This window comes from Arthrobacter sp. K410C, from assembly GCF_059090105.1.
The window spans coordinates 138886-165323 of sequence record NZ_JBNHFJ010000007.1; the positions used below are offsets into that span (position 1 = coordinate 138886).

Below are 26438 nucleotides of genomic sequence, written 5' to 3' on the forward strand. Positions count from 1 at the left end.
GGGGATTTTGGAGCAGGTATTTCAGGCCGCGTGGGCTGCGAGGAGCCGGAGCACGCGGTCGTTGGAGGCGGGGTCGGCAACAGTAATCCGCACGCCGTCGCCCTGGTACGCCCTGACCAGGATGCCGGCGGAATCAAAAGCTTCCACCAGCCGTGCCCGGAGGTCCTCATCGGCGCGGATCCACAGGAAGTTGCCCTGGCTCGGCTGCAGGCTCCAGCCCTGCGCTTCCAGCTCAGCTGCCATCCGGGCGCGCTCCTGACGGACGGCGGCGACCCGCACCTCCATCTCCTCCCCCGCGTCCAGCGACGCGACGGCCGCCCTCTGGGCCAGCGCGCTCACTGCGAAGGGAAGGGCGGTGCGACGCAGGCCCTCGGCGATGGCCGGCGTCGCAACTGCATATCCCACGCGCAGGCCGGCGAGTCCGTACGCCTTCGAGAAGGTGCGCAGGATGCAGACGTTCGGGTACCGGCGGTAGAGCGCCAGGGAATCGGGCCCGCTGCCGGCGTCGGCGTATTCCACGTAGGCCTCGTCGATCACCACCAGGACGCTGGACGGCACGGCCTGCAGGAAGGCCTCCACGCGGTCGTGGCTGATCGGCACCCCGGTGGGGTTGTTAGGGGTGCAGAGCAGGATCACCTTGGTGCGGTCCGTGACGGCGGCGGCCATCGCGTCGAGGTCGTGGCCCTCGGCGTCGTCCAGCGGGATGCGGACCGGGCGGGCGCCGGCCAGCTCCACCAGGATGGGGTACGCCTCGAAGGAGCGCCACGCGAAGACCACTTCATCCCCGGCGTCGCACAGTCCGATGATGATCTGCTGGAGGACGCCCACGCTGCCGGGCCCCACCACGACCTCCCCCGCGGTGACGCCCAAGTGCCGGGCGAGCCGTTCGCGGAGTTCGACGGCGGCGCTGTCCGGGTACCGGTTCATGGTGCCGGCCGCGTCGGCCACCGCAGCCGCGGCAGCGGGCAGCGGCTCGTAATGGCTTTCGTTGCTGGCCAGGGCCGCGATGTCCGCGCCGGCACCCCGGCGGCCCGGGACGTAGGACGGAAGCCCGGCCACGGCGCCGCGAAGGGTGGGCAGCGCGGTGTCCGGCCGAGTCAGGAGTTGTTCAGGGGTCATGGGCACCGATCATGGTTGTGACCCGGCCCACATAGCAAGATACGCTTTTGTGCTTGGGACTTCTGCTCAACTTCTAGTAGCTCTGGTGAAAATATGACCATCACGAACCCGCGCACCCTCGATTCGCTCGACGGCCGGATCATCCTGGCCCTCGACAAGGACCCCGAAGCCAGCGCGCTGGCGCTCTCGCATACTTCCGGGGCGGAGACGAAGCCTCGCTTAAATGCGGCACGGTCGTTGCAACTCCCAAAAATCTTGGGTGTTGCAACGACCGCTAGAACTCAAGCTGCTGGCCTCCCGCAGGGGAGACGTTATGTCACTTTGTCTCCTCCTGGTGCACGAAGTCGGATTCCCAGTTGTCCTTGGCCGCCTGGTCCTCGGTGACGGCTGTGGTACCGGGCACCGCCCGGTTCAGGTGCAGGAATTCGAGGTGGGTTTCGTAGTGGTCAAGGACATCGGTGATGACCTGTTCCTTGCTGTAGCCGGCGAGGTCGTAGCTGTGGCTCCCCTCGAGGGAGAAGACCTCCATCCGGTAGTACTTCGGTTCGAGCCCGGCATTTCCAGGCGCGTAGGACGGGGTGTCGTACTGGACCGGGTAGATCTGGTATTTGAACGGGCGCTCATCACACAGCCTCACCAGCAGGTCGACGTGACGGATGCCGCAGGTCTCGATGATGCCCGTCGTCAGGCTCACGTTGGCGTCCTGCGCCTTCAGCTCGTCGTGCACCTCCTGCAACGCGGGTAGCGCCACGCTGTCCACGAAGCGGTTCGCCTGCTTCGGCCCCGGGTAGGTCATGGCGCGGTTGAGGCGCTGCCGCCAGGTACGCGACGGCGGTCCGTCCGCGCTGTGGCCGGAGATGATTCCCGGCAGGCTCGCGCGGTAGCTGTCCGCCAGCGCGTTCTCCACGCGCAGGGCCTTGTAGAGGCCCAGCATGATGAACAGCAGCAGGATCGAGAGCGGCAGACCCATGATGATCGTCGCGTTCTGCAGAGTTGTCACACCGCCGACGGTCAGCATGGCGAGCGTCAGGAGTCCGGTCACCAGGGCCCAGAAGACGCGCAGCCACTTGGGTCCGTCGGCGTTGGCGTCCTTCAGGTGGCTGGTGAAGTTGGCCATAACGAGGGCACCTGAATCGGCGGAGGTGACGTAGAAGAGCAGCCCTGTGAAGGTGGCGACCCCGATGATCAGCGGCGCCGCAGGGTACTGCTCGAGCAGGCCGTAGAACGCCCGCTCCGGCTGGGCCATCGCCGTCTCACCGAAGGCAGCATTACCGTTCATCACGATGTCGAGGGCGCTGTTGCCGAAGATCGAGATGAACACCAGGATGAACGCGAAGGGGACCATGAGCGTGCCCAGCACAAACTGCCGGATGGTGCGGCCGCGGGAGATGCGCGCGAGGAAGAGTCCTACGAAGGGCGCCCAGGCAATCCACCATGCCCAGAAGAAGAGTGTCCACCCCTGCATCCAGTCACCGGGCCGGTCATAGGCGAAGGTGTCCAGCGTCATGGCCGGGAACCGGCTGAGCACGTCTCCGGTGTTCTGAATGATCCCGTCCAGCAGGAAGCTGGTCTTGCCGGTCAGGAGGATGAACACCATCAGGACGAGGGCGAGGATCACGTTCAGCTCGGCGAGCCGGCGGATTCCCTTCTCGACGCCGGAGAGCACGGACGCGGTGGCCATGACAACGGCCACCACGATCAGGCCGATCTGGACGGCAACGTTCTCGGGCAAGCCGAACATGAGGCTGAGCCCGTAGTTAAGCTGCACGACGCCGATGCCCAGGGAGGTGGCGATGCCGAAGATGGTCCCGAGGAGGGCTGCGATGTCCACGCCGTCGCCGAGCGGACCGTTGATTTTCTTGCCGAAGATGGGATACAGCGCGCTGCGGATACTCAGGGGCAGATTATGCCGGTAGGCGAAGTAGCCCAGGGCCAGCCCCATGAGCGCGTACAGCGCCCAGCCCGTGATCCCGTAGTGGAACAGGGTGAGGACCATGGCGTGCCGTGCGGCCTCGACAGTGCTGCCATCACCCTGCGGGGGAGCCAGGTACTGGGTCACGGGCTCGGACACCGAGAAGAACATCAGGTCGATGCCGATGCCCGCTGCGAAGAGCATCGACGCCCAGGTGAACATGCTGAACTGCGGCTTCGAATGGTCCGGGCCGAGCTTTGTCTTGCCCACCCGGGTCAGGGCGAGGACCAGGACGAACACCACCACGACGGTAACGATCAGGAAGTAGTACCACCCCATGTTGGTGGACACCCAGGTGACCATGGACCCGATCAGGGCCTCGGCGCCTGCGGCGTCGCTGATGGCCCAGAGGGCGATCGCGAGGATCCCGGTGGCCGATCCGATGAAGACGTTCCAATTGACGCGGGTTCGAGCCACGGGGGTCGTGTGTCCGCCTCCAGTAACTGTTACGGGCGGAGCGTCGGCTATCTGACTCATCTCGTCCCTCTCATTGTGCACGGCAGATCCTGGGGGTGTTTCGTGTGGGCGGAAGTGCCGCATGAATCAATACTCTTGTTGCGTTCCAATATCTGGACTCCTAAGTCAGAAAGACACGATGGTGATTACCCGTGACCGCCATTGGACACGGGCGAAATCAACGGCAGGGCAGCGATTGTGGGCCCCGGCCGTTTCCCCCAAGTTTTTTGCCTAGTCTGGCTGTGCCAGCGCCGGTTCCCTGTGAGGAGCCCAACCGACTCCGTTGGGTGTGGCGCAGGTCATATGAGGAGATTAGTTCACATTGAACATGTGTTCAAGACTTTTAAAAAATGAATGTTCAGGAATAATCCCCTTCGCGCGGGAGGCCCGAGCTGATACGGAAAGACCCGGTGGAGGGAACACGATGACCCCTCCACCGGGTCCGCCAACCAGCGCCGGATCCCGCCGCGGGCAGATCCGGTCAGGCGAGCGGCAGGCGGGCTGCCCGTCAGGCGAGGGCCGCGCTGAGCTCCGCCTCCGCCGTCGTAGTTTCGCCTGTTCGACTGGCGCGGATGAGGTCCGCACAGCGTTCACCGATCATCATGACGGTGATGTTGGGGTTGACCGTAACGTGCTCAGGCATGACGGAGGCATCGGCGACGCGCAGGCCGGTGACGCCCTTGACCCGAAGCTCGGGATCGAGCGGTGACATCTCGTCGTCGACCGGGCCCATCCGGACGGTCCCGACGGGGTGGTAGACGGTGTTGTGGGTCTTGCGGATGTAGTCCTGCAGTTCCTCGTCGGTCTGCGCTTCAATGCCGGGCGAGAGCTCCCGGCCCGTCCATTCGGCCATGGCAGGCTGGGCGGCGATTTCGCGGGCCTTGCGGATGCCGGCGACCATGACGCGCATGTCGTGGCCCTCCGGATCAGTGAAGTACCGCGGATCCACCATCGGCTTGTCGCGGAAGTCCCGGCTGCGCAGCCGGACGGTGCCACGAGAGCGGGCGTGCGTGACGTTCGGGGTGAGGCTGAAGCCGTTCTCCGTGGTCGGGTAGCCGTACCGCAAGGTGTTCATATCGAACGGGACGGAGCCGTAGTGCATCATCAGGTCGGGGCGGTCCAGGCCTTCCTCGGTGGGCGTGAAGATGCCAATCTCCCACCACTGCGTGGAAGTCTGCACCATCGGCTGCCTGGCCTCGAACTGCACGACGCCTTCCGGGTGGTCCTGCAGGTGTTCGCCGACGCCGGGAGAGTCCACCAGGACCTCGATGCCGTGCCCGGCGAGGTGCGCGGCGGGGCCGATGCCGGAGAGCATGAGCAGCTTGGGCGAATCGATGGCCCCGGTGGACAGGACCACCTCGCAGCGCGCGTTGAGCCGGTGGGTCCGGCCGAACGCCGAGTCCACCACGTCGACGCCGGTGCAGCGCTTGTCCGCGTCGAACACCAGTTGGCGGGCGCGCAGCCCGGTCAGCAGAGTGAAGTTCTCGCGCTCGATGATCGGGTGGATGTAGGAGACCGAGCTGGAGGACCGGGTGCCGTCCGCGCGGCGGTTGATCTGGAAAAAGTTCGCGCCGTTGATCACCGTGGTGCCGGCGTTGAATTTCGCCCGGGGAATTCCGGCCTGTTCGCAGGCATCCAGGAGCACGACGCCGGCGGGGTCCGCCGGGGGCACGTTCATCAGGTGCACGGGGCCTGAGTCGCCGTGGTGCGGCGCGTCCGGGCCGGCGTCCTCGTTGGTCTCCAGCCGCTGGTACAGCGGCCAGGCCGCCTCCGCGTTCCAGCCGGTGGCGCCGTACTTGGACTCCCACTCGTCCAGGTCTTCGCGCGGCGCCCAGAAGGCGATGCAGGAGTTGTGGCTGGAGCAACCACCCATGACCTTGGCACGGGAGTGACGCATGAAGGAGTTGCCGTTCTCCTGCGGTTCGACCGGGTAGTCCCAGTCGTAGCCGGATTCGAGCAGCTCCATCCAGCGGTCAAGCTGCAGCACTTCGGGCACCCCGCGGTCATCCGGGCCGGCCTCCACCAGCGCCACGGACACGGCCGGGTCCTCACTCAGCCGGGCGGCGACTGCGGCTCCGGCCGATCCGCCGCCGATGACGATGTAGTCGAACCCTCGGTCGTTGAGGTTCTCGACGTTGTCGATGTGCATCTAGTTCTCCTTGCCGTGGTCAGCGAACCAGCCCGTCACCTGAGGGCTGGTGTTCTGGTAGATGTGCTTGGACTCCTGGTATTCAGCCAGGCCGGTCGGCCCGAGCTCGCGTCCGACGCCGGACTGGCCGAAGCCGCCCCACTCGGCCTGCGGGAGGTAGGGGTGGTAGTCGTTGATCCAGACGGTGCCGTGCCGCAGCCGGCCCGCCACACGCTGCGCCTTGCCGGCGTCCTGGGTCCAGACCGCCCCGGCCAGCCCGTAGATGGTGTCGTTGGCGGTCGCGACCGCTTCATCCTCAGTGCGGAAGGTCTCAACGGTCACTACCGGGCCGAAGGCTTCATCCAACGACGACGGACATCCCCTTCTGCACGCGGTCCAGGACGGTTGGCTGGTAGTAGAAACCGGCGTCGTACCGCTCTCCAACAGGTGCCGCGCCACCGCACCGCAGCCGTGCACCCTCCTCCACTCCGCGCTGGACGTAGGTGTGAACCTTTTCCCGGTGGGCCGCGGAAATCAGCGGTCCGGTTTCGGCAGCTTCATCGAACGGGCCGCCGATGCGGATGCCCTGGGCGCGGCGGACCAGCTCATCGACGAAGCGCTCGGCGATCGATTCCTCGACCACCAGCCGCGCCCCGGCGGAGCAGACCTGCCCGGAGTGCACAAACGCCCCGTTCAGCGCATTGTCGACGGCGGCGTCGAAGTCCGCGTCGGCGAATACCACGTTGGGGTTCTTGCCGCCGAGCTCCAGCGCCACCTTCTTCACGGTGCCGGCAGCAGCCGCGGCTATTCGCTTACCGGTCTCCAATCCGCCCGTGAAAGAGACCAGGTCGACGTCGGGGTGTTCAGAGAGCGGTGCCCCCGCCTCCGCGCCGGCTCCGGTCACGAGGTTCGCGACGCCGTCCGGAAGGCCGAGGTCCTGCAGCAGCTGCATGGCCAGGATCGCGGTGGACGGGGTCAGCTCGGAGGGCTTGAGGACGAAGGTGCAGCCGGCGGCCAGCGCGGGCGCGATCTTCCACGCAGCCTGGAGCAGGGGGTAGTTCCAAGGGGTGATCAAGCCGCAGACACCCACGGGCTCGTAGACAATCCTGCTAACGACCGCGGGGTCCCCGGGATCTACCACTCGGCCTGACTGTTGACCTGCCAGCCTTCCGAAATATTCAAAACAGGCGGCGATGTCGTCTATGTCGATCCGGCTTTCGATGATCCTTTTTCCGGTGTCCAGCGATTCGGCGCGGGCGAATTTCTCGCGGCGGCCACGCAGTTCCGCGGCGACCTTGAGTAGGAAGGCGCCGCGCTCAGGGGCCGGGACCGAGGACCAGACGCCGGAGTCGAAGACTGCACGGGCCGCAGCGATGGCGCGCTCGGCGTCTTCCCGGCCGGCCTCGGACACCGTGGCGACCAGTTCGCCGTCGGCCGGGTTGCGAATTTCACGCACCGCGCTGGACGCGGCCGGCTCCCAAGAGCCGTTGATGAACAGGGTGGATGCGGTATCCGTCATGGTTCTCCTTGGGGTGGTGCGGGATTAGTAGTACGGCGACGGTCTTGGTGGTGGCTCCCGATCCGCCGCGGCGGGACGATTTGCCGACCTGCTGTCAGGGGGCGCCCCGGTGCTGGTGCTTGAGGCACATGCGCGCAGGGGCCAGGCGGTTGGATCGTGGCTGTCCTGGCGGAGAACTCTTCGGTCCCTAGGACTTCGCGCCGCCCGCAGGAGCCCACGTCGACGTCCTCGAAGTGAACTGTGTGGCGTAGGTCATACAATGCAGATTAGTCCATATTGAACAAACGTTCAAGGGTCAATCTGAACAAATGTTCAACAACGGTCGCAAAGCCGCTTCCGCTGGATGAGGTAGTTTCTAGGACTCCTGGGCTTCGCCCAGTGCGCGCTCGTTTTTTCGCGAAGGAGCGAACGCAATGTGCTCCGTGCGGGCGATGCTTCGCTGGATGGATGCCTTGTCTATGCCAAGGAGCGCTGTTAGCCACATGCCGTTCTGTACGACGACAATGTCGGCTGCCCGCTCCCTGCAGTCATCGCGGGAAAGCTCGGGTTTGGCGTTCCCTATCAGCGCGGCGAGCCCATCGAGATACCGCTCGAACGCCGCCGCGTTGATCTGTGCAAAGTCTTCATGGGCTTGCGCCAGAGCCCACAGGTGGAGACGCAGCGACAGATAGCGTGTGGTCAGGAGTTCCGGGCCCGCGACGCGCTGGAGGGCCTTGCGGAGCTGTTCGTCCGGGGGTGACGCCGGGTCCGGCTCCACCAGCCTCAGGTCATGCTCGTCGATTCGCTGCAAGGCCGCGCGGACCAAGCTCGACTTGTCTTCGTAGTAGTAGTTCACGAGCCCCAGTGCCACGCCGGCTTCGCGCGCCACGGCGCGCATATTGATACCAGAGATTCCGTGGCGCGACAGCAGATCCAGCGCCGCCTCGAGAATCCGTGACTGCCTGTCAACCTGTCCCCCGGACTTCACGGTGCCTGTATCCACCCGGCCAGACTATGGGGAAACCCGGATGAGTGCACCACTGGTCGTGAGGACTGATCACGGTTGTGACCCGAACCACATTGCAAGATACGCTTTTGTGCTTGGGACTTCTGCTCAACTTCTAGTAGCTCTGGTGAAAATATGACCATCACGAACCCGCGCACCCTCGATTCACTCGACGGCCGGATCATCCTGGCCCTCGACAAGGACCCCGAAGCCAGCGCCCTGGCACTTTCCCGGACACTCGGTGTCGCACGCAACACCGTCCACGCCCGGCTGGCGCGGCTGGAGCGAAGTGGCGCGCTCCGCTCCTTCAGCCGACGCCTGGACCCGGCCGCGCTCGGCTACGAGCTCATGGCCTTCCTCTCCCTGGAAATCAGCCAGACGCGGTTCGGCTCGGTGGAAAGCGGCCTCGCGGCGATCCCGGAAGTCATCGAGGTGCACGCCACCACCGGCGACGCGGACCTCATGGCCAAGGTGGTGGCCCGCGGCACCGCCGACCTCTACCGCATCACCAACCAGATCCTGGAGATCGACGGGATCCAGCGGACCAGCACCGCCATCTCCGTGATGGAACTCATGCCGCCCCGGTACGACGGCCTCATCAGCCGCCTGTCCGAGCAGGAATCCCGCGCTTCGGATTAGATACCGGTGACGTAGGCCACAAGTGGGCAAATTGTCAGCTTGTGCTGCTTCTGCTGCCAAAAGTCCCAGCCAGATCTGAGGCTGTTGCTTATCCGGAGGCCGTCCCACACGATTCCTGCATGACTACTCTCACCGTCTCAGGCCGCGTGGCGCAGGTTCTCAGCAGCTATGTCAGCGACGTCTTCGGCGTCATGGGCAACGGCAACGCCTACTTCCTGGACGCCGCGGAGCAGCTGGGCCTGCGTTTCTCCCCCGTCCGGCACGAGGGCGCCGCCATCGCCGCGGCCGACGCCTACTACCGGTCGTCGGGACGGCTGGCCGCGGGCACCACCACCTACGGCCCCGGCTACACCAACGCGCTCACCGCCCTGGCCGAAGCCGTCCAGGCGCAGATCCCGGTGGTGCTGGTCACCGGGGACGCCCCCACCAGCGGCGCCCGGCCCTGGGACGTGGACCAGGCGGCCATCGCCGCGGGCCTTGGCGCGGCCACCTTCACCGTCACCCGCGACGCCGCCGGCGCCGTCACCCGGCAGGCGGTGGAGTACGCGCTCACCCGGCGCACCGCCGTCGTACTTGCCATCCCCTACGACCTCGCGGCACTCGAAGCTGCAGACGAGGACCTTCCCGCGCCGACCGCGCCGCAGGTGACGCACGACGGCGGCACCGACCTTGGGCAGGTGGCCCGCCTGCTCGCCGGCGCCAGGCGGCCGCTGATCCTCGCCGGCCGCGGCGCACACCTCGCCGGCGCCGGCCCGGAACTCCGCGAACTCGCCGACCGGACCGGCGCACTGACCGCCGGAACCGCCCTGTCGCTCAACCTCCTCAATGGCGAGGGGTACCTGGGCGTCGCGGGCGGTTTCGGCACTGACACCGCGGCCGGCCTCATGGGCGATGCCGACGTGGTCCTGGTGGCCGGGGCGAGCCTGAGCCCCTTCACCCTGCGGTTCGGACACCTGCTCGGCCCGGATGCCACCGTAATCCAGATCGACACCGCCCTGCAGCCGACCAACCCGCGGGTTGACCTGTTCGTCAGCGCGGACGTGAGGACCGCCGCGGGAGGGCTGCTCCAGCTGCTGGACGGCGGCTCCTCGGGTGCTGGCTGGCGCGCGGAAGCCCGCCGTCGTTTGTCCGATGGACAGGCCCACCACCCCGGCTCCGAGGTGACCGAGGACGGCCGGCTGGACCCGCGCGCTCTTGCCACGGCGCTCGATGCCGTGCTGCCGGAGCGCCGGACGGTGGTCCAGGACGGCGGGCACTTCATCGGCTGGGCGCCCATGTACTGGAACATCCCGCGGCCGCAGGACCTGGTGATGGTGGGGACCGCCTTCCAGTCCATCGGGCTGGGGCTCGCCAGCGCCGTCGGGGCGGCACGTGCGCTTGAGGACGGCCGCACCCTGGTGCTGGCGTCGGGCGACGGCGGGTTCCTGATGGGCCTGGCCGACCTGGAATCGCTGATTGGTGCGGCGAGCAGCGCGATTGTGGTGATCTACAACGACGCCGCCTACGGGGCCGAGATCCACCAGTACGGCTCGCAGGGCCTGACGGAGAAGCCGATGCTGATCCCCGAGGTGGACTTCAGCGGGGTTGCCCGGGCGTTGGGTGCCGAGTCCGCGGTCATCCGCTCGCTCGCCGACCTTTCCGCGCTTCAGGACTGGATCGACGCCGGCGCCAAGGGGACCTTCGTGGCCGACTGCCGGATCACCTCCGCCGTCCGGGCGCCCTGGCTGAGCGAATGGATGGACGCCACCCGGGCGGCGAAGGCGGCGGTGGCAGGGTAACCAGGCGCTGCAAGCGTAGGTGGCTGGGGCGCTTGCGGATACGCCGCTGTCCAACCCGGCATTCCAACGCTCTATCAGCTCCTGCAGCTTTTCCTTCAACGCTCCATCAGCTCCTGCAGCTTTTCCTTCAACGCTCCATCAGCTCCTGCAGCTTTTCCTGCAACGCTCTATCAGCTCGTGCAGCTTTTACGCATCCCTCTATCACTTCCCTTTGAAGTCCGGCGGCTGTGCTGCCGCGGCAGCGTGCATCCGGTAGCTTAAGCAGATCCAGGAGGTGAGAGAGGGTTGCCCAATTTACTGCAGGAGGTGAGAGAGGGTGGCCCGTGCGGAGGTGGAGGCCCGTCCTGCTATGACTAGCGGGTCAGCCACACGGTAGTGGCAGGCGGCAGTGTTCCGTCCTGGGGAAGGACGCCACTGGACAAGAGCACCAGGCCAGCGGGCAGCGGCACCGGCTTGTCGCCGAAGTTGGTGACGCTGTGCCAGCCCTGCGGACGGGCGAAGTGAAGGACCTGCGGATCAGCTTCCTCAATCCACTGCAGTTCCTCCGGTCCCTGCAGAATCCCGCGGAGCCAGAGGGCTTTCCGGTACAGATTCAAGGTGGATCGGGGATTCCTTTCCTGCAGTTCTGCTGCCACCCTGCTGAACCACTGCGGCTGGGGCAGGTGCGCCCCAGTGCCGCTGAACCCGAATGCGGTGTAACCGGCGTCCCAGGGAAGCGGCACACGGCAGCCGTCCCGTCCGATGTCCACGCCGGGGTTGCGGAAAAATGCGGGGTCCTGGCGGTGCTCATCCGGGATGTCCGTCACCTCATGCAGCCCCAGTTCCTCCCCCTGGTACAGGTAGGCGGATCCGGGAAGGGCCAGCATCAGCAGCGTGGCGGCCTTTGCGCGGGCCAATCCAAGGTCCCGGTTGAGTTCGTGCTCCGGCGCGCCGGCCAGCAGCCACGCTTTGCCATCGTGTGCTCCGCCAGCCATCGGCGTGCCAGTCTCCGTCTCCGCGGCCGCCGCCGGCACCGGCACCGCGGTGAGCCCGTAGCGGGTGGGGTGGCGGACCACGTCATGGTTGGAGAACACCCAGGTGGAAGAGGCGCCTGTGGCGTCAGCTTCGGCGAGGTTCCTGGTGATGGATGAGCGGAACTCCGCCGCGTCGAAGTCCGCCGTCAGCAGATCGAAGTTGAAGGCCTGCCCCAAGCCTTCCGGGCTGGCGTAGCGGGCCCGCCGGGACGGGTGGACCCATGCCTCGGCTACGGCCATCCGCGGCGGATCGTATTCGTTGAACACGAGCCGCCACTGGGCATAGATGTCATGGACCTCGTCACGGTCCCAGAACAGGTGCTGCCCGTGCTCGGAGGCCATGCCCGGCATCTCGATCTCAGCGGGCAGGGTCTCGGGAAGGTGCTTGGTCAGGCCATGCGCCACGTCCACGCGGAACCCGTCAACACCGCGGTCGGCCCAGAACCGGAGGGTGGTGAGGAAGTCTTCCCGGACCTCCTGGTTGTCCCAGTTGAAGTCGGGCTGCTCCTTGGCGAACAGGTGGAGGTACCACTGCCCGGGCGTACCGTCCGGTTCCGTGATTCGTTCCCATGCGGAACCGCCGAAGATCGACTGCCAGTCCGACGGCGGCTCGTTCCCGCCGGGTCCCAGCCCGTCGCGGAAGATGTAGCGGTCCCGGGCCGGAGAACCGGCGGGGGAAGCCAGCGCCTCGCGGAACCATTCGTGGCGGTCGGATGAATGGTTGGGAACGATGTCGACAATCAGTCTGATGCCTGCTTCGTGCAGCGCCGCGGTCATCTCGTCGAAGTCGGCCAGGGTGCCCAGCCGGGGGTCCACGTTGCGGTAATCGTCGACGTCGTAACCTCCGTCCGCGAGCGCGGAGGGATAGAAGGGGCTCAGCCATACGGCGTCGATGCCCAGCTTCCTCAGGTAGGGCACCTTGGCCGTGATACCGGGCAGGTCGCCCAGTCCGTCCCCGTTGCTGTCATGGAAGCTGCGCGGGTAGATCTGGTAAACGGACGCCTGGCGCCACCAGTCGGGGGCCGGGGAAAGTTGGCGGGTCTTCTGCCGCGAGTGGGATGAGACAGTCATTGATGGTTCCTTTCGAATCCTGTGGCTGGCGCGTCACAGCGCCAGATGGCAAGGCCGGGCCCGTGGCTGGGCAGGGTAATCATTCCCCCGGTGTCCCCGTGGAGGTCCGGGGTTCCTGCCAGCCCGCGAAGGTGGGGGCCGACAACGCGGGCCGGCATTTTGATGGCGGCGTGGTCCGCCCGGGCTGCATGGACCAGGACCGTTTCATGGGGCGATTCACGCAGGAACGTGAAGGCGTCCTCGCCGATGGTGAGCCACCGCAGTCCGCCTTGCCGGAGGGCTTCGGACTGCTTCCGCGCCTGGAAAAGGGCACGGGTGGCGACGAGCCGGTCATGGTCCCACTCGCCAAGGTTGTCCCAGGGGAACGGGCGCCTGCCGTCTTCACCGTTATCGCCCTCCTGCCCGATCTCATCTCCCGCCCACAACATCGGGATGCCGGGCATGGTGGCCAGCAGGCCAAAGGCCACCGTGACGAGGCCCGCGTCACCGAGCAAGGTGCTGATCCGGAAGGTGTCATGGGAACCCACCAGGTTCAGGGCGTGCGCAGTGGCCCGCCAGGGAGCGGCCGCCGCGAAGGCACGCATGGAGCCCACAATGTCCGTCCCCGAGAGCCGCGGAATGGCAACAAACGGCCCCTCCTCGAACGGAACGGGGGCTGCCGGCTTCAGCCATTGCCATACCGGGCGGGTGAAACCGGCATAGTTCATCACGCCGTGCCAGCCATCCACCTGCAGGTCCTGCGATGCATCGTGGCTGTGTTCAGCCAGCAACAGCGCGTCCGGTTCGGTTTCGGCCATGGTGCGGCGGAGAGTGGTGGACACCATGTGGTTCAGGTCGGTGGTCCCGTGCCGTCCGGTCATGTTGGCGACGTCGATGCGCCACCCGTCAAACCCGCCCGGCCCCAGCCAGCGGGCCACCACGGATTCCTTGCCCTCGTAGAGGCGCCGGCGCAGTTCCGGGTTGGCGTGGTTGAACTTGGGAAGGGACTTGTGCCCGAACCAGCACACGTACTCGTCAGGGTGGTTGGTGAAGAGGAAGAATCCTGCTTCGACGCTGTCCGGATCCGCAACCGCGGTCTTGAACCACTCGTGGGCATCCCCGCAATGGTTCGTGGTCAGGTCGCCCAGCAGGCGCATGCCCCGGGCATGCAAAGCACCGGACAGTCGCTGCAGCGCCTGGTCGCCGCCAAGCAGCGGATCCACTTGGTCGAAACTGGACGCGTCATACCGGTGGTTTGACCGTGCAGGGAAGATCGGCGTCAGGTAGACGGTGTCCACCCCCAGGGACGCAATGTGCCCGAGGCGGGCGGTGATCCCGTCGAGGTCTCCGCCGAAGTACTGGTAAGGGGTCTCGGGTCCCCGTCCGATGACCTTGTTTCCCCAGTCCTCGGGGATGGCCCAGTCGGGCGCCGGCCGGTCGACGGACTTTGCGAATCTGTCCGGAAAAATCTGGTACAGAACTGCACTGTTCGCCCAGGCCGGCGGCGGGGCGTACGCGGTGATACGGAAATCGCTGGCGTCCGTGACGTCACCGGTGTGCAGGCCGGTCCCGTTCAACCATTGGTAACCGCTGGGCGGGCCGTCGAGCAGCCACCGGTAGTTCACAACCGGGTTCTCCATGGGGAAATCAGCACGCAGCCAGAATTCATGGCTGTTTTCCCGGTCAATGCCCGCCGCCAGGAGGGCCTGTTCGCCGTCGATACACATGCGGAGCAGGGCCTTCGTTACACCGCTGGCGCGGGGAACCCGAAGGAAAACCGTGACCGTCTCCCCCAGTTCAGGGTTGGGATTGGAAACGTACATCGCCGAGCCGTCATGGTGCGGCTGGTCCCAGAGCTGTGTTGTGCTCATCCCTTGACCGCCCCGGCGGTGAGTCCCCCGGTAATGAACTTCTGCAGGAACTGGAACAGCAGCACCACGGGCAAACTGGTCAGGAGGGCCCCCGCGGCGAAGACGCCCAGGTTGCCCGACCGGTCGGCGTCGATGGTGGCGTAGAGGCCGACGGCCAGGGTTTTGACGTCGTTATCGGTGAGGAAGATTGATGCCAGGACGAATTCGCCCAGCACACCGATGAAGGACAACAGGCCGGTGACTGCAAGGATCGGCGTTATCAGCGGAAAGATGACCCGGAAGAACACCGTGGCGTGGCCCGCCCCGTCCATGGTGGCCGCCTCGTCCAGTTCCTTCGGCACCGAATCAAAGAATCCCTTGATCAGCCACACCTGCGAGAGCGCCCCGCCCATGAGCAGGAGTCCGTAACCCAGGAGGGTGTTCAGGCCGAGCTGGGGAATGACCTCCCCGATGGCAGTGAACATCAGGTACAACGCCACTACAGCGAGGAACTGGGGGAACATTTGGATGAGGAGCAGGCTGAGCAAGCCGATCCGCCGGCCGCTGAAGCGGAACCGGGAGAAGGCGTAGGCGGCCAGGGCGCTGCACAGGATCTGCCCCAGCGTGACCACCGTACTGATGATCAGCGTGTTGGCGAACCACCGCAGATAGGGCCGGTTGGGGTCCGTGAAGAGGGCCTGGAAATGCACCAGGCTCACTTCACGGGGAATCAGGCTGGTGGAGGCCACGGTGCCCAGCGGGTTCAGCGCCGCCGAGACAATGAACAACACGGGGAACAGGGCTATGAACACCGCAGCAATTGCCACGAGGTGGCGCCACCCCACTTCGGCAAACCATCGGCTGCGGTGTTGCCTGCGCCGGGATTCGGGGGTACGGTGCGGCTCCTGGACCGGTACTTCAGCAAGACGTGTCTGGGAAGACGACATCAGTTCACCTCTTCCAGGGTGCGCGTGAAACGGAACTGAATGGCGGCGATGATGCCGGTGACAACGAACAGCAGCACGGACACGGCCGCGGCAAAACCGAGCTGTGCGCCCTGCCCGCCGAAGGCCAGGCGGTAGGTGTAGCTGATCAGGATGTCAGTTGCTCCCGCCGTCGGGTTCGCGGGATCGAACGGTCCGCCCTCTGTCAGCAGATAGATGGCGTTGAAGTTGTTGAAATTGAAGGCGAATGTGGATACCAGCAGCGGGGCAACAGTCACCAGGAGCAACGGGAACGTGATCTTTCGAAAGCCCAGGAAACCGCTGGCGCCGTCGATCCGTGATGCTTCCTTGAGGTCGGCCGGGATGGCCTGGAGGGCCCCGGTGCAAACCAGGAACATGTAAGGGAACCCCATCCAGAAATTCGTCAGCAGGATGGCCGCCTTCGCCAGGAAGGGTTCACCGAGCCAGTTCAGGTCCAGTCCCAAGGCGCTGTTGATCAGGCCGAAGTCCTTGTTCCAGAAGCTGGACCAGACCAGCAGGGCGATGAATCCCGGGATCGCGTAGGGCAGGATGAGGATGGCCCGGTAGAAGCGTTGTCCTTTGATCCGCGGATCGTTAAGTGCGGTAGCCAGCCCCAGCCCAAGCAGGAACGTTCCTGCTACGGACACTGTTGCGAAGATGAACGTCCAGGCGAAGATCTGCAGGAAATCACCGCTGATCCTGGTGTCCGAAAAGACGCGCAGATAGTTCGAAAAGCCCACGTTGGCCAGCCAGGACTGGTCGGACAACCGCTTACCCTCCGCGTCAACGAAGTACTCCCTGTCGCCTTGCTGGACCGGGGTGTAATCCACACCGGTGGCCGTGTTGGCGATGACGTCGCGCGCCTCGTCGTACTTGAGCGGCGAAGCGCCCTCGAACGCCTGGCGGATGCCCAACTGCCGAATGGCACCGCGATCGGTGGGTACCGCAAATTCCTTTAGCTCTTCGCTCGCGCTGTTGACCTGCTGCGGCGTCAGGAGCTCGTAACCGTCCGCCTCGGTGACGAACCCGCCGGCAACGGTAACGTCTGCCGGGTCAAGCTCCTGAAGCCCGTCATCAGGAGTACCGAGGAACACATCTCCGCTTTTGGGCTCAACGAGGAGAAAAGCGAACGGCCCCGTGGTGGGGTTCCCTTCAGTGGCTATCGAGAGGTTGTAGCGCGGGGAGTCAGGGCTCTGGACCACCGAGGCGCCGATAATTTGGGAGATAGTTTCTTCTTTTGACGTCCGTGTTCCATCGCCGAAGTTCGTCGTCGACATCTGGAACGTCATCACGATGGGATACACCAGGAAGACCACCAGAAGGAGTGTTCCGGGCACCAGATACTTGGCCGGCACCCCACGACCGGTGATGTAGGTCAGCAGCAGAACCCCGGCGACGACCCAGATTGCTGCGAGGAATCCCCACCGCCCTGTAGCGATGAGGGCAGGGGTGAGGGCAGCCGCTGAGCCAACAACAGTGCCCAGTGCAAGGATTTTGGCGAAGAGGGCCACAGGTGTGGTGGTACGTTCACGGCCTGTGCCGGACTGCTCTGATGCAGGCGACGAGGGGCGCTGCAGGCGTTTAAGTGTTTCGATCATGGGGTTCTCCTGGATTCCAATCCGGGCAGCATGGCCCTGGGGGCCGAAGACATGTGCATCGGCCCCCGGGTCCGTTTCCTACTTGCCGATTGCAGCAGCGATGGTTTCCCCGGCCGCGCGCATGGTGCTTTCCGGCTCAGCGCCGCCAACGATCGCCGCGAAGGCCTGGCCAAGGGGTGCGAAAACGGCAGCCATTTCCGGAATCGCCGGCATAGGCTGGGCGGATTCCGCTGCGGAGGCAAACGTCTCAATGGCAGGATTCTGGCCCGCGACTTTCTCCCGAACGGACGTCATGGTGGGCGGCAGCTTCGCTCCTTCGAACATCCGCGTCATGCCCTCTTCGGTGTTCATCGCGTTCTCCACGAACTCATGGGCGAAGGCTTCGTTCTTTCCGTTCGATGCCACATAGAAGCCCTGGACGCCGGCGAAGGGCCGGGCAGCAGCCTGTCCCTCGAAGCCGGGGATGGGTGTTACTTCGAAGGGGATTCCCGCCTTCTCCACCTGGTTCAGGGCCCAAGGGCCCGCCACCAGGTAGGGGGCCTTGCCGTCAGCGAACAAAGAGATCGAATTGTCCACGCTGATAGAGCGTTTCAGGACGCCGCTTCCCGCCTCCCCGAGTTCATGGATCTTCCGGGCGGCGGCCACGGAACCTTCACCTCCGACGCCCAGGTCGGAGGGATTCGGGTCGCCCTGGGCTGTTGCACCGAAGAGATAGCCACCCATCGAGGTGTACAACGGCTGCATATGGTAGGCGTCACCGCTGTTCCCTTGCGGCAGGCTGAATGGAACTTCTGCCTTCTTGGCAGCCACAGCCTCCGCGCCTGTGGCGAAGGCATCCTCCAAAGTCGCCGGGGCCTCCGGGACGATGCTTGTATTGCGGAAGAGACCAAGCGTTTCGATCCCGTACGGCAGCGCGTACACGGACTCGTTGTAGGTCACGGCCTTGACCGCTGTTTCGGTGTAGCCCTTGAGTTGATCCGGTGCTATCTGCAGTGGATCGATGGAGCCGTTCTGCACGAGATTGCCGATCATGTCATGTGCGCCGGTGAACACATCGGGCCCGTTGCCCGCAGCGTTTGCTGTCACAAGGGCAGTCTGGAACTCACCTGACACCACCTGGACGGCCACGCTGATGCCGTTGTCGGCCGCAAAATCGTCCGCGAAGGCGCGCACCGAATCGGCTTTCAAGTTGTCGGTCCAAATCACCAGATCGGCGTCCGCCCGTTCCGGGGCTGCGGTGGACCCCGCCGCAGCCGGTGATGATGTGGCCGGCTGGTTTGCCTGGGTAGCGTTTCCACACCCGGTAAGCAGCAGCATCGCGGTGGCGGTAACCGCGAGGGCGCCCTGAATCCTACTCATCTGTTTCTCCTTTGAAAGAGGAATGCGCGTCACCTGCCTCAGCAAGGCGGCGAGCGTGACCTGTGTCACGAACTAGTGTAAGCGTTTCCAACCACGACGTCTAGCAGCAGCTCAAATAGCGTATAGATGAGGCATCGACCGGAAAAGATCCCCGGAAAACCGGGAAACTTCAGACATAGAAACGTTTACATTATTCGTGGGGAAGGAGGCTTAGCTCGCTGCTGGACAGCCGCAATTGGAGCCGTTGGCCGCTGTGCCGCCTTCTGCAGAAGGGCAGTCTTTCCACTACCGTGAAAAGACGAGGAGTCATAGCGGCTGCTCCCTGCGCCGTACAGGCGCGGCTCCAAGGTGAGGAAAGTTGACCGTGACAGGCATAAAGGAAGTTGCTGCCCGCGCCGGCGTCTCCGTGGGCACCGCTTCCCGCGCGCTCAGTGGCAACGGCTCGGTGGCAGCCGCAACCCGGGCCCGGGTGCTGGCCGCGGCCAAGGAGCTCAACTTTGTTCGTTCCTATAACGCCTCGAGCCTGGTTACAGGCCGCAGCCGCATCATCGGCGTCATCGTGCCGTCGGTTGACCGCTGGTACTTCGCCAAAGTGGTGGCAGGAATTGGCGAGGAACTCATTACGGTGGGCTACGATCTGGCGCTGTACAACATTTTTGGCGACCGCGATCATCAGGACGCGGTGCTCGGGGATTTCCTCATGAGGCAGCGCCTGGACGCGGTGCTGCCGGTCTCACTCGAGCTGACAACAGAGGAACTGACGCGCATGCTGTCAATCCGCCGCCCGGTAGTGGGCATCGGCGGACCCATGCCGGGGGTCCCAACCATCGGGATCGACCATTTCGCCGCAGCTTCCCTGGCCACCGGGCATCTTCTGGGCCTTGGCCATCAGAAAATCGCCCATGTGAGCGGAGGAACCGACCCCTACCGCGACTTCAAACTGACGGACCAGCGCCAGGCCGGCTTCGAACACGAGATGCAAAAAGCCAAGACACCCATCCGGCCAGAGTGGATCATCGCGTCGGACTTCACCCTGCAGGATGCCTACCAAAAAGCCCGGACGCTCCTCGCCATGCCTGAACGCCCCACCGCTGTCTTTGCCGCTTCCGACGAGATGGCCATCGGCGTGATGCTTGCTGCACGGGACCTTGGCCTCCAGGTGCCGCAGGACCTGTCCGTGGTGGGCATCGACGGGCATGAACTCGGCGAGACTTTCGGGCTGACCACCATCCAGCAATTTCCCCGCAAGCAAGGACAGCTGGCGGCACGGCGGCTCCTGCAGAAGTTGTCGGAGACGGCGGTGCCTTCTAACGGTGCGGCTGAAAGTGGCCCTGCCGCCATGCCCGGCGTTCAAGAGTCCCCGCCCCCGGATAACCTTCACGAACTCATCAGTACCGACTTCATCGTCCGTAGCAGTACTGCCGTGCCACGCTCCAGCGACCTGGTCCCTGGCCGCACATAAAACCGGGCAGCGAGCGGGCCGCCGTCGTAGGTTACGACGGCGGACCGCTGGCCACGGTGCCAGGCGCCCTACTACTGTCCCGGCGCGCGGTAGGACGGCGTCTTCTTGGCGGCTTCGTCAATGTCCTCCACGGACAAAAGCGGCTTCAGGCGGACGTTGACGTTCCCCGTCGAATTGATCAGCAGCGACAATGCTGCGGCACTTGCATCATCCGGCGCCTCGAAAACGCCAAGGACGTCGTAATAACCAAAGGCGTAGTAGAAGCACTCCAGCGTTCCTCCCACCGAGGCCAAGGCCTCCGTGAGGGCGTCACGCCGTGCGGTACCGCCCTCCTGCATGAGCCCCTTGATGCCCTGGCCCACGTACGTCGCCTCAAACAGATACTTTGGCATTGTTCTTTCCTTTCCTGGATCCCTAACCCGGTTTCTGTGGCCATCCGGGAGGTACCCGCGGAGCCCGGGTACGTTTGAAGCAGGATGGCGTCCGCGCAGAATCCTCCTCACGTGGCTCCGTTGCCATGCAGGAGCGGCCCAGATCCGGCCCCTAGTCGCGTAGAAACGGGGCAACCGACCCCGTTAACGCAGAAGCTATTCCCCTTGCTGCGTGCAGTCAATATGCGGGTGCACCTAGTGTCGCCGCCTTCGCGCTGGCTGATGGCGGACAAGGACCGGATAAGCCATGATCTGAACATGCGCCGCTCCGGTAAGCCCCGATCCTGGTGGATCCCGCCGTCACTCCGCGGGTATGAGATCGGGTGGCTGCGGCACGACCTGGTGGCCGGCGCCGCGCTCTTCGCGGTCCTGGTCCCCGCGGGCATGGCCTACGCCCAGGCCGCCGGCCTCCCGCCGGTCACCGGCCTCTACGCCACCGTCGTGCCGCTGATTGTCTACGCTGCTGTGGGGCCCTCACGGGTGCTGGTGCTGGGCCCGGATTCGGCACTCGCCCCGATGATCGTGGCGGCCCTGCTGCCCCTGGCCGCGGCAAACGAACAGAGATCCGTGGCGCTCGCCGGCTTGCTGGCCATCCTGATCGGCGCCATCATGCTGGTCGGCTCGGTACTGCGACTGGGCATCGTCACGGGACTGCTTTCCAAGCCCATCCGGCTGGGCTACCTCAACGGCATCGCCCTGCTGGTGGTGGCCTCCCAGATTCCCACGCTCCTGGGAATCTCTGTGGACGGCGAGACGCCCTGGAACAAGCTCTTCGCCGCGGTGCCGAAGGTACTCGCCGGCGAAACCAACATGGCGGCGCTGCTGTTGGGGCTGGCCTCGCTGGCACTCATCCTGGTGTCGCGGTGGCTGAGGTGGAAGGTCCCCGGTGTGCTGATCGCCGTCGTCGTGTCCTGCGTCGCCGTGGCCCTGCTGGGACTCCGCGACCGGGTGGACGTGACCGGTGCCCTGCCGCAAGGGCTCCCGGCGCCGGCCCTCGGCGGGATCGGCTGGGCCGACGTCATGGCCCTGCTGCCCGCCGCCGCGGGCATCGCCCTGATCGTCTTCGTCGACACCGGAACCCTGTCCCAGTCCCTGGCCGCAGCCCGGAACGGCAAGGTCTCCGGCAACCACGAGATGGCGGCCCTGGGCGCGGCGAACGCGGCCAGCGGCCTGCTGGGCGGCTTCCCCGTTTCGGCCAGCACGTCCCGGACGCCGGTGGCGGTGGAGTCGGGGTCGAAATCACAGCTCACCGGCATGGTGGGCGCCGTCCTGGTCCTCGGCTTCATGCTTGCGGCGCCCGGGGTCACCGAATTCCTGCCATCCGCCACCCTGGCCGCCATCGTCATCGCCGCGGCCGCCGGAATCGCCGACTCCGCAGGCGTGCGCCGGCTTCTCGGCATGAGCCGCAGCGAATCGCTGGTGATGCTCGCGGCATTCCTCGGGGTCGCCATCCTGGGCGTCCTCCCGGGCATCGTGGTCGCCGTCGGCCTGGCCATTCTGGACTTCCTGCGGCGGGCCTGGGACCCCTACCGCGCCGAACTGGTGGACGTGCCCGGCATGCCCGGCTACCACGACGTCAGCCGCCATCCCGACGGCGAACGCGTCCCCGGCCTGCTGATCCTGCGCTTCGACGCGCCGCTGTTCTTCGGCAACGGCGCCCTGCTGGGCTCCTTCGTGCGCAACGCGCTGGACGAGGCCCCGCCCGGTACCGAACGCGTGGTGCTGGCCGCCGAGCCCGTGACCGGGATCGACACCACCGCCCTGGACGAGCTGATCCAGCTGGACGAATGGCTTGAGCGGCACGGCGTGGACCTGGTGTTCGCGGAGATGAAGGGCCCGGTTAAGGACAGGCTGCTGCGGTACGGCATGGGCTCCCGATTCTCCCCCGAACACTTCTACCCGACTGTGAGCGAGGCCGTGCGGGCGTTCCAGCGGGAGGGGCGGGAGGCGTAACCGCCGCCTTCGTGGCCGACTGCCGGATCACCGCAAGAGTCCGCTGGTGTGGGAGGAGATCAGGGACGCTCCATCAGGACCTTGAGCTTGGCCAGGGCCTTCTCGTCGTCCCGCTTGAAGATCAGCTTCAGAAGGGGAACGGCGAACCGGGCCAGGCCGGCCACCTGGAAGTCCACGTTGCTGATGAGCCGGCAGGAATCGGGGCCAGTGGGCTCAACCAGATAGGAGGCCACTCCGTCCATCTTGCCCGACGGGATCTCAAAAGCTACGAAGCGGCCCGGCTCGTAGGCCGTGAAGCGGTTTCGTCCCACGATCTTCATCCCGGCAAAGCGCCGCGTCAGTTCATGCTCCGTGCCTACGCCGAGAGGACCTGGAGTGATACGCCGTATCTCCTCGATCCCGCTCTGCCACTTGGGGGCATTGGTGTTGTCCGCGACGAAGTCGAAGACTTTTGGGGCCGGTGCCTGCAGCTCGGTAATCGTTTCCAGTTGGAGCCTTCTCATGAGCTGTCCTCTCTCAGGGGCGGAAGCATGCCATGTGATGGAGGCCCAGTCTATGTTGATTCGGCGCGCTCCGCCGGAACGGGCAAGGCGATCGCGATGACACTCAGGTCATTCGGGTTATCCACGATCAACCGTCCGCCCCTCCCGGCGCTGATACGGCAGAGAAGTGCAGCGGTTTGTAGTTGGCAACGTTCTCCACCAGGAGCCCAAACACCTCGTCGTGCAGGTCCGTCTCCACCCAGTTGAGTCTCTCCCGCTCGCTGCGGAAGCTGATATCCATGCGCAAGTGCTGATCCCCGTGGATATCGCTGCGGTCTGTCTCCCGCAACAGGATGCATTCGAGAAACCCGTCCTGGCGGCAGATCGCCGGGTAGAAAGAGTCATGGAACCGGCGAATCACTTCCTCGGTTTCCTTCGGAGCGACAATCATCATGACGCTGACGCGCACCATCACCTCTGTCATTGCAGTTTGAAAACGTCGGAGGCTGTGCCCCACATGACTGCTTCCAGGTCGCGCTGTGACAGTCCAAGGGCCTGGAATTTCTCTGTCTCCGGCCTGACGTTGTAGGGCAGGTCGGCTCCAAACATCACCCGGTCCGCCCCCAGGATTTGGATCATGGCCCCGATCTCCGGCGTCTTGCACCAGGAAGGTTCGAGGTAAACGTTCGGGCAGACGCGCGCCACAGCGATGGCGTTGCCGGCAAAGGTGGACATGCCGGCGTGCGCCAACACTATGGTCACATCGGGAAACTCCTGTGCCGGACCCAGGACCGCCGTCGGGTCCGCAAACGGCACCCCGTCCCCCGTGTGCACCATGACCGGAACGCCCAGCTCCTGGGCGGCTTCGAAGACCTTGCGCGCATCCTTGCTGCCCGGATGGACAGCGTGGCCGATGGTGTGGAGCTTCACCCCAACAAAGCCCAGGTCCTGGACGCAGCGGCGGATCTCGCTGCGGTACGCATCATCAGGAATATGCGGGTTGAGGCTGGCGATGCCCCAGATTTTGAAGGGAGCCGTCCTGGCAAGGTCCGCGATGGCGTCATGCTGCAAACGAGCGTCAGCAGCTCCCGGGAAAGGCTGAACAATGCAACCCTCCAGCGGCGTCTCGTCTATGGCGGCCGCTAGTTGGGTTTTCGTGACCTCCAAATCGAATACGTTGCAAGGACCAAGATGCTGGTGGACATCAATGTGTTTCATTCTTTTCCCTCCTTGCGGGACTTCGGGTGGCGATATTGCCTTGCAGCCATCCAGTCGGGAACTGCAACTGGCCGCCTGCAGTTACGTGCTCCAGGGCCTCCACACCGAGAGTGACAACCGCCGGATTAAATGCCAGCGCGCCCAATGCGAGTGTTGCGCCTTCGCTGTCGATGACGCGGGTGTACATCACCAGCACGGCGCTTCCTGGTTTGAGGCCCAGCTGCCTGGCCACATCCTCGGAAGCTTCCTCTGCCGTGATTGCGCTGGTGACGCTGTCGATCTGCACGTTGTGCACGGACTCGAGGAAGGGAACGATGTCGCCACGCAGCTTCTCCACCGAAAGTGGCTGTCCCTGGATTGTTGCCGGGAGAAGGTGGTACAGGAGTGCGGCCGGCACGTCGCCGAGGGCGTAGCACCTGACACTTCGGAAGCCTGAATTCGACAATTTGCCTTCATCAAACATCCTGACGATTTCCTCCTCAAGCTCCACATGTGTCACGGAAAACTCCAGGAGTTTGTGTTCCACACCGGATTCCTTGAGGAAGTCGGCGAAGGAGCCGATGATATTGGCCGGGTAGCGTATGGCCGGCCGCGCCAGCGGCACCAGGATTGTCCCTCTTCCCCGCTTTCGCTGCACCCTTCCAGCAGCTTCAAGCCGGCCGAGCGCCTCCCGGACCGTCGCCCGGGAAACGCCGAATTTCTGGCTGAGCTCCGTCTCGGGTGGCAACCGGTCCACGTCCTGCCTGCTGAGCTCCACAATGAGCCTCTCCAGCTGTTCGAACGTTTGGTCTGCCCTGCTGGCCGCACCCATTTGTCTCCTTCCAGATTTGGCAGTGGAAGATCCAGCGCCACGAACAATATTCACAGTGTGTGGATCAGAAGCGAAGCGCATACCGGTAGTGGATCGGGCGCGTGAGCTGCCGGAACAGGATGTCCGCTGTCAGGCCCATGACACCCAGGGCAAGGATGCCGGCGAACACGATGTCGGTACGGGCAAACAGGCGGGAGTTGTAGATGAGGAATCCGATGCCGCTCTCCGCTGCCACGAGTTCGGCTGCCACCACGGTCATAAAGGCGATGCCCATGGCCGTGCGCAGGCCAGTAACGATTTCCGGAACTGCCGCAGGCATCACCACGGTGGTTATCACCTGCCTCCTGCTGGCCCCCAGGCACTGGGCGGCATGAATTTTCTCCTTATCGACACCCTGGACCCCGGCGACTGCGCTGAGGAAGACGATGAAGAACGAGGCATACACGATGAGCGCGACTTTGGAGGTCTCGCCAATGCCGAGCCAGATCAGGGCGAGGCTCAAGAAGGCGATCGGTGGAACAAACCGAAAGAAGTTCAGGAACGGTTCCAACGCTACGCGCAGCAGTGTCACCCGCCCTGCCAGCAATCCCAGAGGGATGGCCAGGGCAGCCCCTATGAACCATCCGGACAGGACCCGGCCGTATGAGGCAGAGACGTGCTGGAGCATTTCCCCGGAGGCGATTAGTTCAATGGTTGCGGCGCCGACCCGTAATGGACTGGGCAGAAACAGGGGGTTCACAACCAGGGACAGCAGATGCCAAACCACGAAGGCAGCGATGACGACGGCGGTGTACGTGATCCAGGGACGTCCTTCAAGCTTTCCCCTTGACTCTGCCGGCGGATGTGTCACATGGACATCAGTGATTGCCATCGTCGTGTTCCTTCCCGTGCCGGAGTTCCGCCGTCAATGCCGACGCCAACTCCACAAATTGCGAATCGGTGCGATTCCTTACGCGAGGCAGATCAACCTCCAGAACGCTCTTAATGCGTGCTGCCGGCCCGGCTGTCATCACGGCCACCCGGTCAGCCAGGTAGACGGATTCCGAAACGTCGTGCGTCACGAACACGACAGTCTTCGATTTCCGCTGCCAGACGTCGACCAGCTCGTCCTGGAGCCTCATCCGTGTTTGGGCGTCAAGCGCGCCGTAGGGTTCATCCATCAGCATGACGTCGGGGTCGTTGGCCAGGACCCGGGCGATCTGGACGCGTTGCTTCATGCCGCCCGAGAGTTCCCTGGGCAGTTTGTGTCGATGCTGGTCCAGGCCCACCAGGGACAGGGCATCATCGACGGCGGTGTGCCGCTGCCGCTTGTCCACGCCGCGGACTTTGAGCCCGTATTCCACGTTCCGTTCCACGTTCAGCCACGGAAACAGCGCGATCTCATTCTGGAAAACGACCCCCCTGTCTGCACCAGGACGGACAATCTGGTGTCCGTTGATGAGTATCGCTCCGGCGCTGGGCTTCTCGAATCCGGCCATCATGTGCAGCAGGGTGGACTTCCCGCATCCACTGGGGCCCAGGATGCACATGAATTCTCCCGGGCGTACAGCGAGGTCAACGTCGCGGACTGCCGTGTACCCGGCGGTGGTCCGTGTGCTTGGAAAGTGCTTCGTGACCTTCTGCAGCTCGATTCCTGTCATGGCGGTTCTG

General features: G+C 64.8%; 20 protein-coding genes and 2 pseudogenes. 5 read left to right on the forward strand and 17 right to left on the reverse strand.

The features are described from left to right. Nucleotides 1-21: 21 nt before the first annotated feature. A complete protein-coding gene (hisC, locus tag AC5RU7_RS12325; RefSeq protein ID WP_494052461.1) occupies nucleotides 22-1119 on the reverse strand; it encodes a histidinol-phosphate transaminase in 1098 nt (365 codons plus the stop codon). Between the two features lie 93 nt (nucleotides 1120-1212). Between hisC and AC5RU7_RS12330 the strand changes: the two are divergent. Then, nucleotides 1213-1320: pseudogene (locus AC5RU7_RS12330) on the forward strand (Lrp/AsnC family transcriptional regulator); the annotation flags it as partial. Nucleotides 1321-1435: 115 nt separating this feature from the next. Here AC5RU7_RS12330 and betT read toward each other — a convergent pair. The 4 genes and pseudogenes from betT to AC5RU7_RS12350 all read right to left on the reverse strand — a co-directional run bounded on the left by betT (nucleotide 1436) and on the right by AC5RU7_RS12350 (nucleotide 8176). Next, entirely contained in the window at nucleotides 1436-3568 is a 2133-nt protein-coding gene (gene betT, locus AC5RU7_RS12335; RefSeq protein WP_494052462.1) for a choline BCCT transporter BetT, read from the reverse strand. A gap of 487 nt (nucleotides 3569-4055) precedes the next feature. Further along, nucleotides 4056-5696 carry a GMC family oxidoreductase gene (locus tag AC5RU7_RS12340; protein ID WP_494052463.1) on the reverse strand — a complete coding sequence of 547 codons (1641 nt, stop codon included), beginning with the start codon at nucleotides 5694-5696 and terminating at the stop codon, nucleotides 4056-4058. Continuing rightward, nucleotides 5697-7194, reverse strand: a pseudogene (locus AC5RU7_RS12345) (aldehyde dehydrogenase family protein). A gap of 355 nt (nucleotides 7195-7549) precedes the next feature. Continuing rightward, nucleotides 7550-8176 (reverse strand): TetR/AcrR family transcriptional regulator, encoded by a 627-nt coding sequence (locus AC5RU7_RS12350; protein ID WP_494052464.1) that lies wholly within the window; start codon nucleotides 8174-8176, stop codon nucleotides 7550-7552. Between the two features lie 138 nt (nucleotides 8177-8314). Here AC5RU7_RS12350 and AC5RU7_RS12355 point away from each other — a divergent pair, with 138 nt between their 5' ends. Both AC5RU7_RS12355 and AC5RU7_RS12360 read left to right on the forward strand, forming a co-directional pair. Next, nucleotides 8315-8818 carry an Lrp/AsnC family transcriptional regulator gene (locus tag AC5RU7_RS12355; RefSeq protein ID WP_494052465.1) on the forward strand — a complete coding sequence of 168 codons (504 nt, stop codon included), beginning with the start codon at nucleotides 8315-8317 and terminating at the stop codon, nucleotides 8816-8818. Nucleotides 8819-8937: 119 nt separating this feature from the next. Continuing rightward, nucleotides 8938-10596 (forward strand): thiamine pyrophosphate-binding protein, encoded by a 1659-nt coding sequence (locus AC5RU7_RS12360; protein WP_494052466.1) that lies wholly within the window; start codon nucleotides 8938-8940, stop codon nucleotides 10594-10596. Between the two features lie 353 nt (nucleotides 10597-10949). Here the strand turns inward: AC5RU7_RS12360 and AC5RU7_RS12365 are convergent, their stop codons facing one another. The 5 genes from AC5RU7_RS12365 to AC5RU7_RS12385 all read right to left on the reverse strand — a co-directional run bounded on the left by AC5RU7_RS12365 (nucleotide 10950) and on the right by AC5RU7_RS12385 (nucleotide 18431). After that, on the reverse strand, nucleotides 10950-12680 hold the full coding sequence (locus AC5RU7_RS12365; protein WP_494052467.1) for a glycoside hydrolase family 13 protein: 1731 nt from the start codon (nucleotides 12678-12680) through the stop codon (nucleotides 10950-10952). Further along, nucleotides 12677-14530, reverse strand: coding sequence for a glycoside hydrolase family 13 protein (locus AC5RU7_RS12370; protein ID WP_494052468.1), 1854 nt, complete (start codon nucleotides 14528-14530; stop codon nucleotides 12677-12679). Before AC5RU7_RS12370 ends, AC5RU7_RS12365 begins: the two co-directional genes overlap by 4 nt. Continuing rightward, nucleotides 14527-15456, reverse strand: a complete 930-nt coding sequence (locus AC5RU7_RS12375; RefSeq protein ID WP_494052469.1) for a sugar ABC transporter permease — start codon at nucleotides 15454-15456, stop codon at nucleotides 14527-14529. The genes AC5RU7_RS12370 and AC5RU7_RS12375 overlap by 4 nt, the downstream gene beginning before the upstream one ends. Next, nucleotides 15456-17072 (reverse strand): ABC transporter permease subunit, encoded by a 1617-nt coding sequence (locus AC5RU7_RS12380; RefSeq protein WP_494052470.1) that lies wholly within the window; start codon nucleotides 17070-17072, stop codon nucleotides 15456-15458. Before AC5RU7_RS12380 ends, AC5RU7_RS12375 begins: the two co-directional genes overlap by 1 nt. Nucleotides 17073-17150: 78 nt before the next feature. Next, nucleotides 17151-18431 (reverse strand): sugar ABC transporter substrate-binding protein, encoded by a 1281-nt coding sequence (locus AC5RU7_RS12385; RefSeq protein WP_494012042.1) that lies wholly within the window; start codon nucleotides 18429-18431, stop codon nucleotides 17151-17153. A 364-nt stretch (nucleotides 18432-18795) separates the two neighbouring features. Here AC5RU7_RS12385 and AC5RU7_RS12390 point away from each other — a divergent pair, with 364 nt between their 5' ends. Then, entirely contained in the window at nucleotides 18796-19893 is a 1098-nt protein-coding gene (locus AC5RU7_RS12390; RefSeq protein ID WP_494052471.1) for a LacI family DNA-binding transcriptional regulator, read from the forward strand. A gap of 71 nt (nucleotides 19894-19964) precedes the next feature. On the opposite strand, the gene AC5RU7_RS12395 is transcribed toward AC5RU7_RS12390, so the two are convergent. After that, nucleotides 19965-20285 carry a GYD domain-containing protein gene (locus tag AC5RU7_RS12395; RefSeq protein ID WP_494012044.1) on the reverse strand — a complete coding sequence of 107 codons (321 nt, stop codon included), beginning with the start codon at nucleotides 20283-20285 and terminating at the stop codon, nucleotides 19965-19967. 237 nt (nucleotides 20286-20522) lie between these two features. On the opposite strand from AC5RU7_RS12395, the gene AC5RU7_RS12400 reads away from it, so the two are divergent. Next, nucleotides 20523-22277 carry a SulP family inorganic anion transporter gene (locus AC5RU7_RS12400; RefSeq protein ID WP_494052472.1) on the forward strand — a complete coding sequence of 585 codons (1755 nt, stop codon included), beginning with the start codon at nucleotides 20523-20525 and terminating at the stop codon, nucleotides 22275-22277. 59 nt (nucleotides 22278-22336) lie between these two features. On the opposite strand, the gene AC5RU7_RS12405 is transcribed toward AC5RU7_RS12400, so the two are convergent. From AC5RU7_RS12405 to AC5RU7_RS12430, 6 genes are all read right to left on the reverse strand, one after another. Then, a complete protein-coding gene (locus tag AC5RU7_RS12405) occupies nucleotides 22337-22780 on the reverse strand; it encodes an SRPBCC family protein (protein WP_494052473.1) in 444 nt (147 codons plus the stop codon). A 127-nt stretch (nucleotides 22781-22907) separates the two neighbouring features. After that, nucleotides 22908-23243, reverse strand: a complete 336-nt coding sequence (locus AC5RU7_RS12410) for a hypothetical protein (RefSeq protein ID WP_494052474.1) — start codon at nucleotides 23241-23243, stop codon at nucleotides 22908-22910. Further along, complete coding sequence (locus AC5RU7_RS12415) at nucleotides 23240-23977, reverse strand: amidohydrolase family protein (RefSeq protein WP_494052475.1); 738 nt, start codon at nucleotides 23975-23977, stop codon at nucleotides 23240-23242. Before AC5RU7_RS12415 ends, AC5RU7_RS12410 begins: the two co-directional genes overlap by 4 nt. Further along, the gene (locus tag AC5RU7_RS12420) at nucleotides 23964-24788 is read right to left on the reverse strand and encodes a GntR family transcriptional regulator (protein WP_494052476.1); all 825 of its coding nucleotides are present in this window, start codon (nucleotides 24786-24788) and stop codon (nucleotides 23964-23966) included. The genes AC5RU7_RS12415 and AC5RU7_RS12420 overlap by 14 nt, the downstream gene beginning before the upstream one ends. 64 nt (nucleotides 24789-24852) lie before the next feature. Continuing rightward, nucleotides 24853-25659, reverse strand: a complete 807-nt coding sequence (locus tag AC5RU7_RS12425) for an ABC transporter permease (RefSeq protein WP_494012050.1) — start codon at nucleotides 25657-25659, stop codon at nucleotides 24853-24855. Further along, nucleotides 25646-26428, reverse strand: a complete 783-nt coding sequence (locus AC5RU7_RS12430) for an ABC transporter ATP-binding protein (RefSeq protein ID WP_494052477.1) — start codon at nucleotides 26426-26428, stop codon at nucleotides 25646-25648. The genes AC5RU7_RS12425 and AC5RU7_RS12430 overlap by 14 nt, the downstream gene beginning before the upstream one ends. Between the last annotated feature and the right edge of the window lie 10 nt (nucleotides 26429-26438).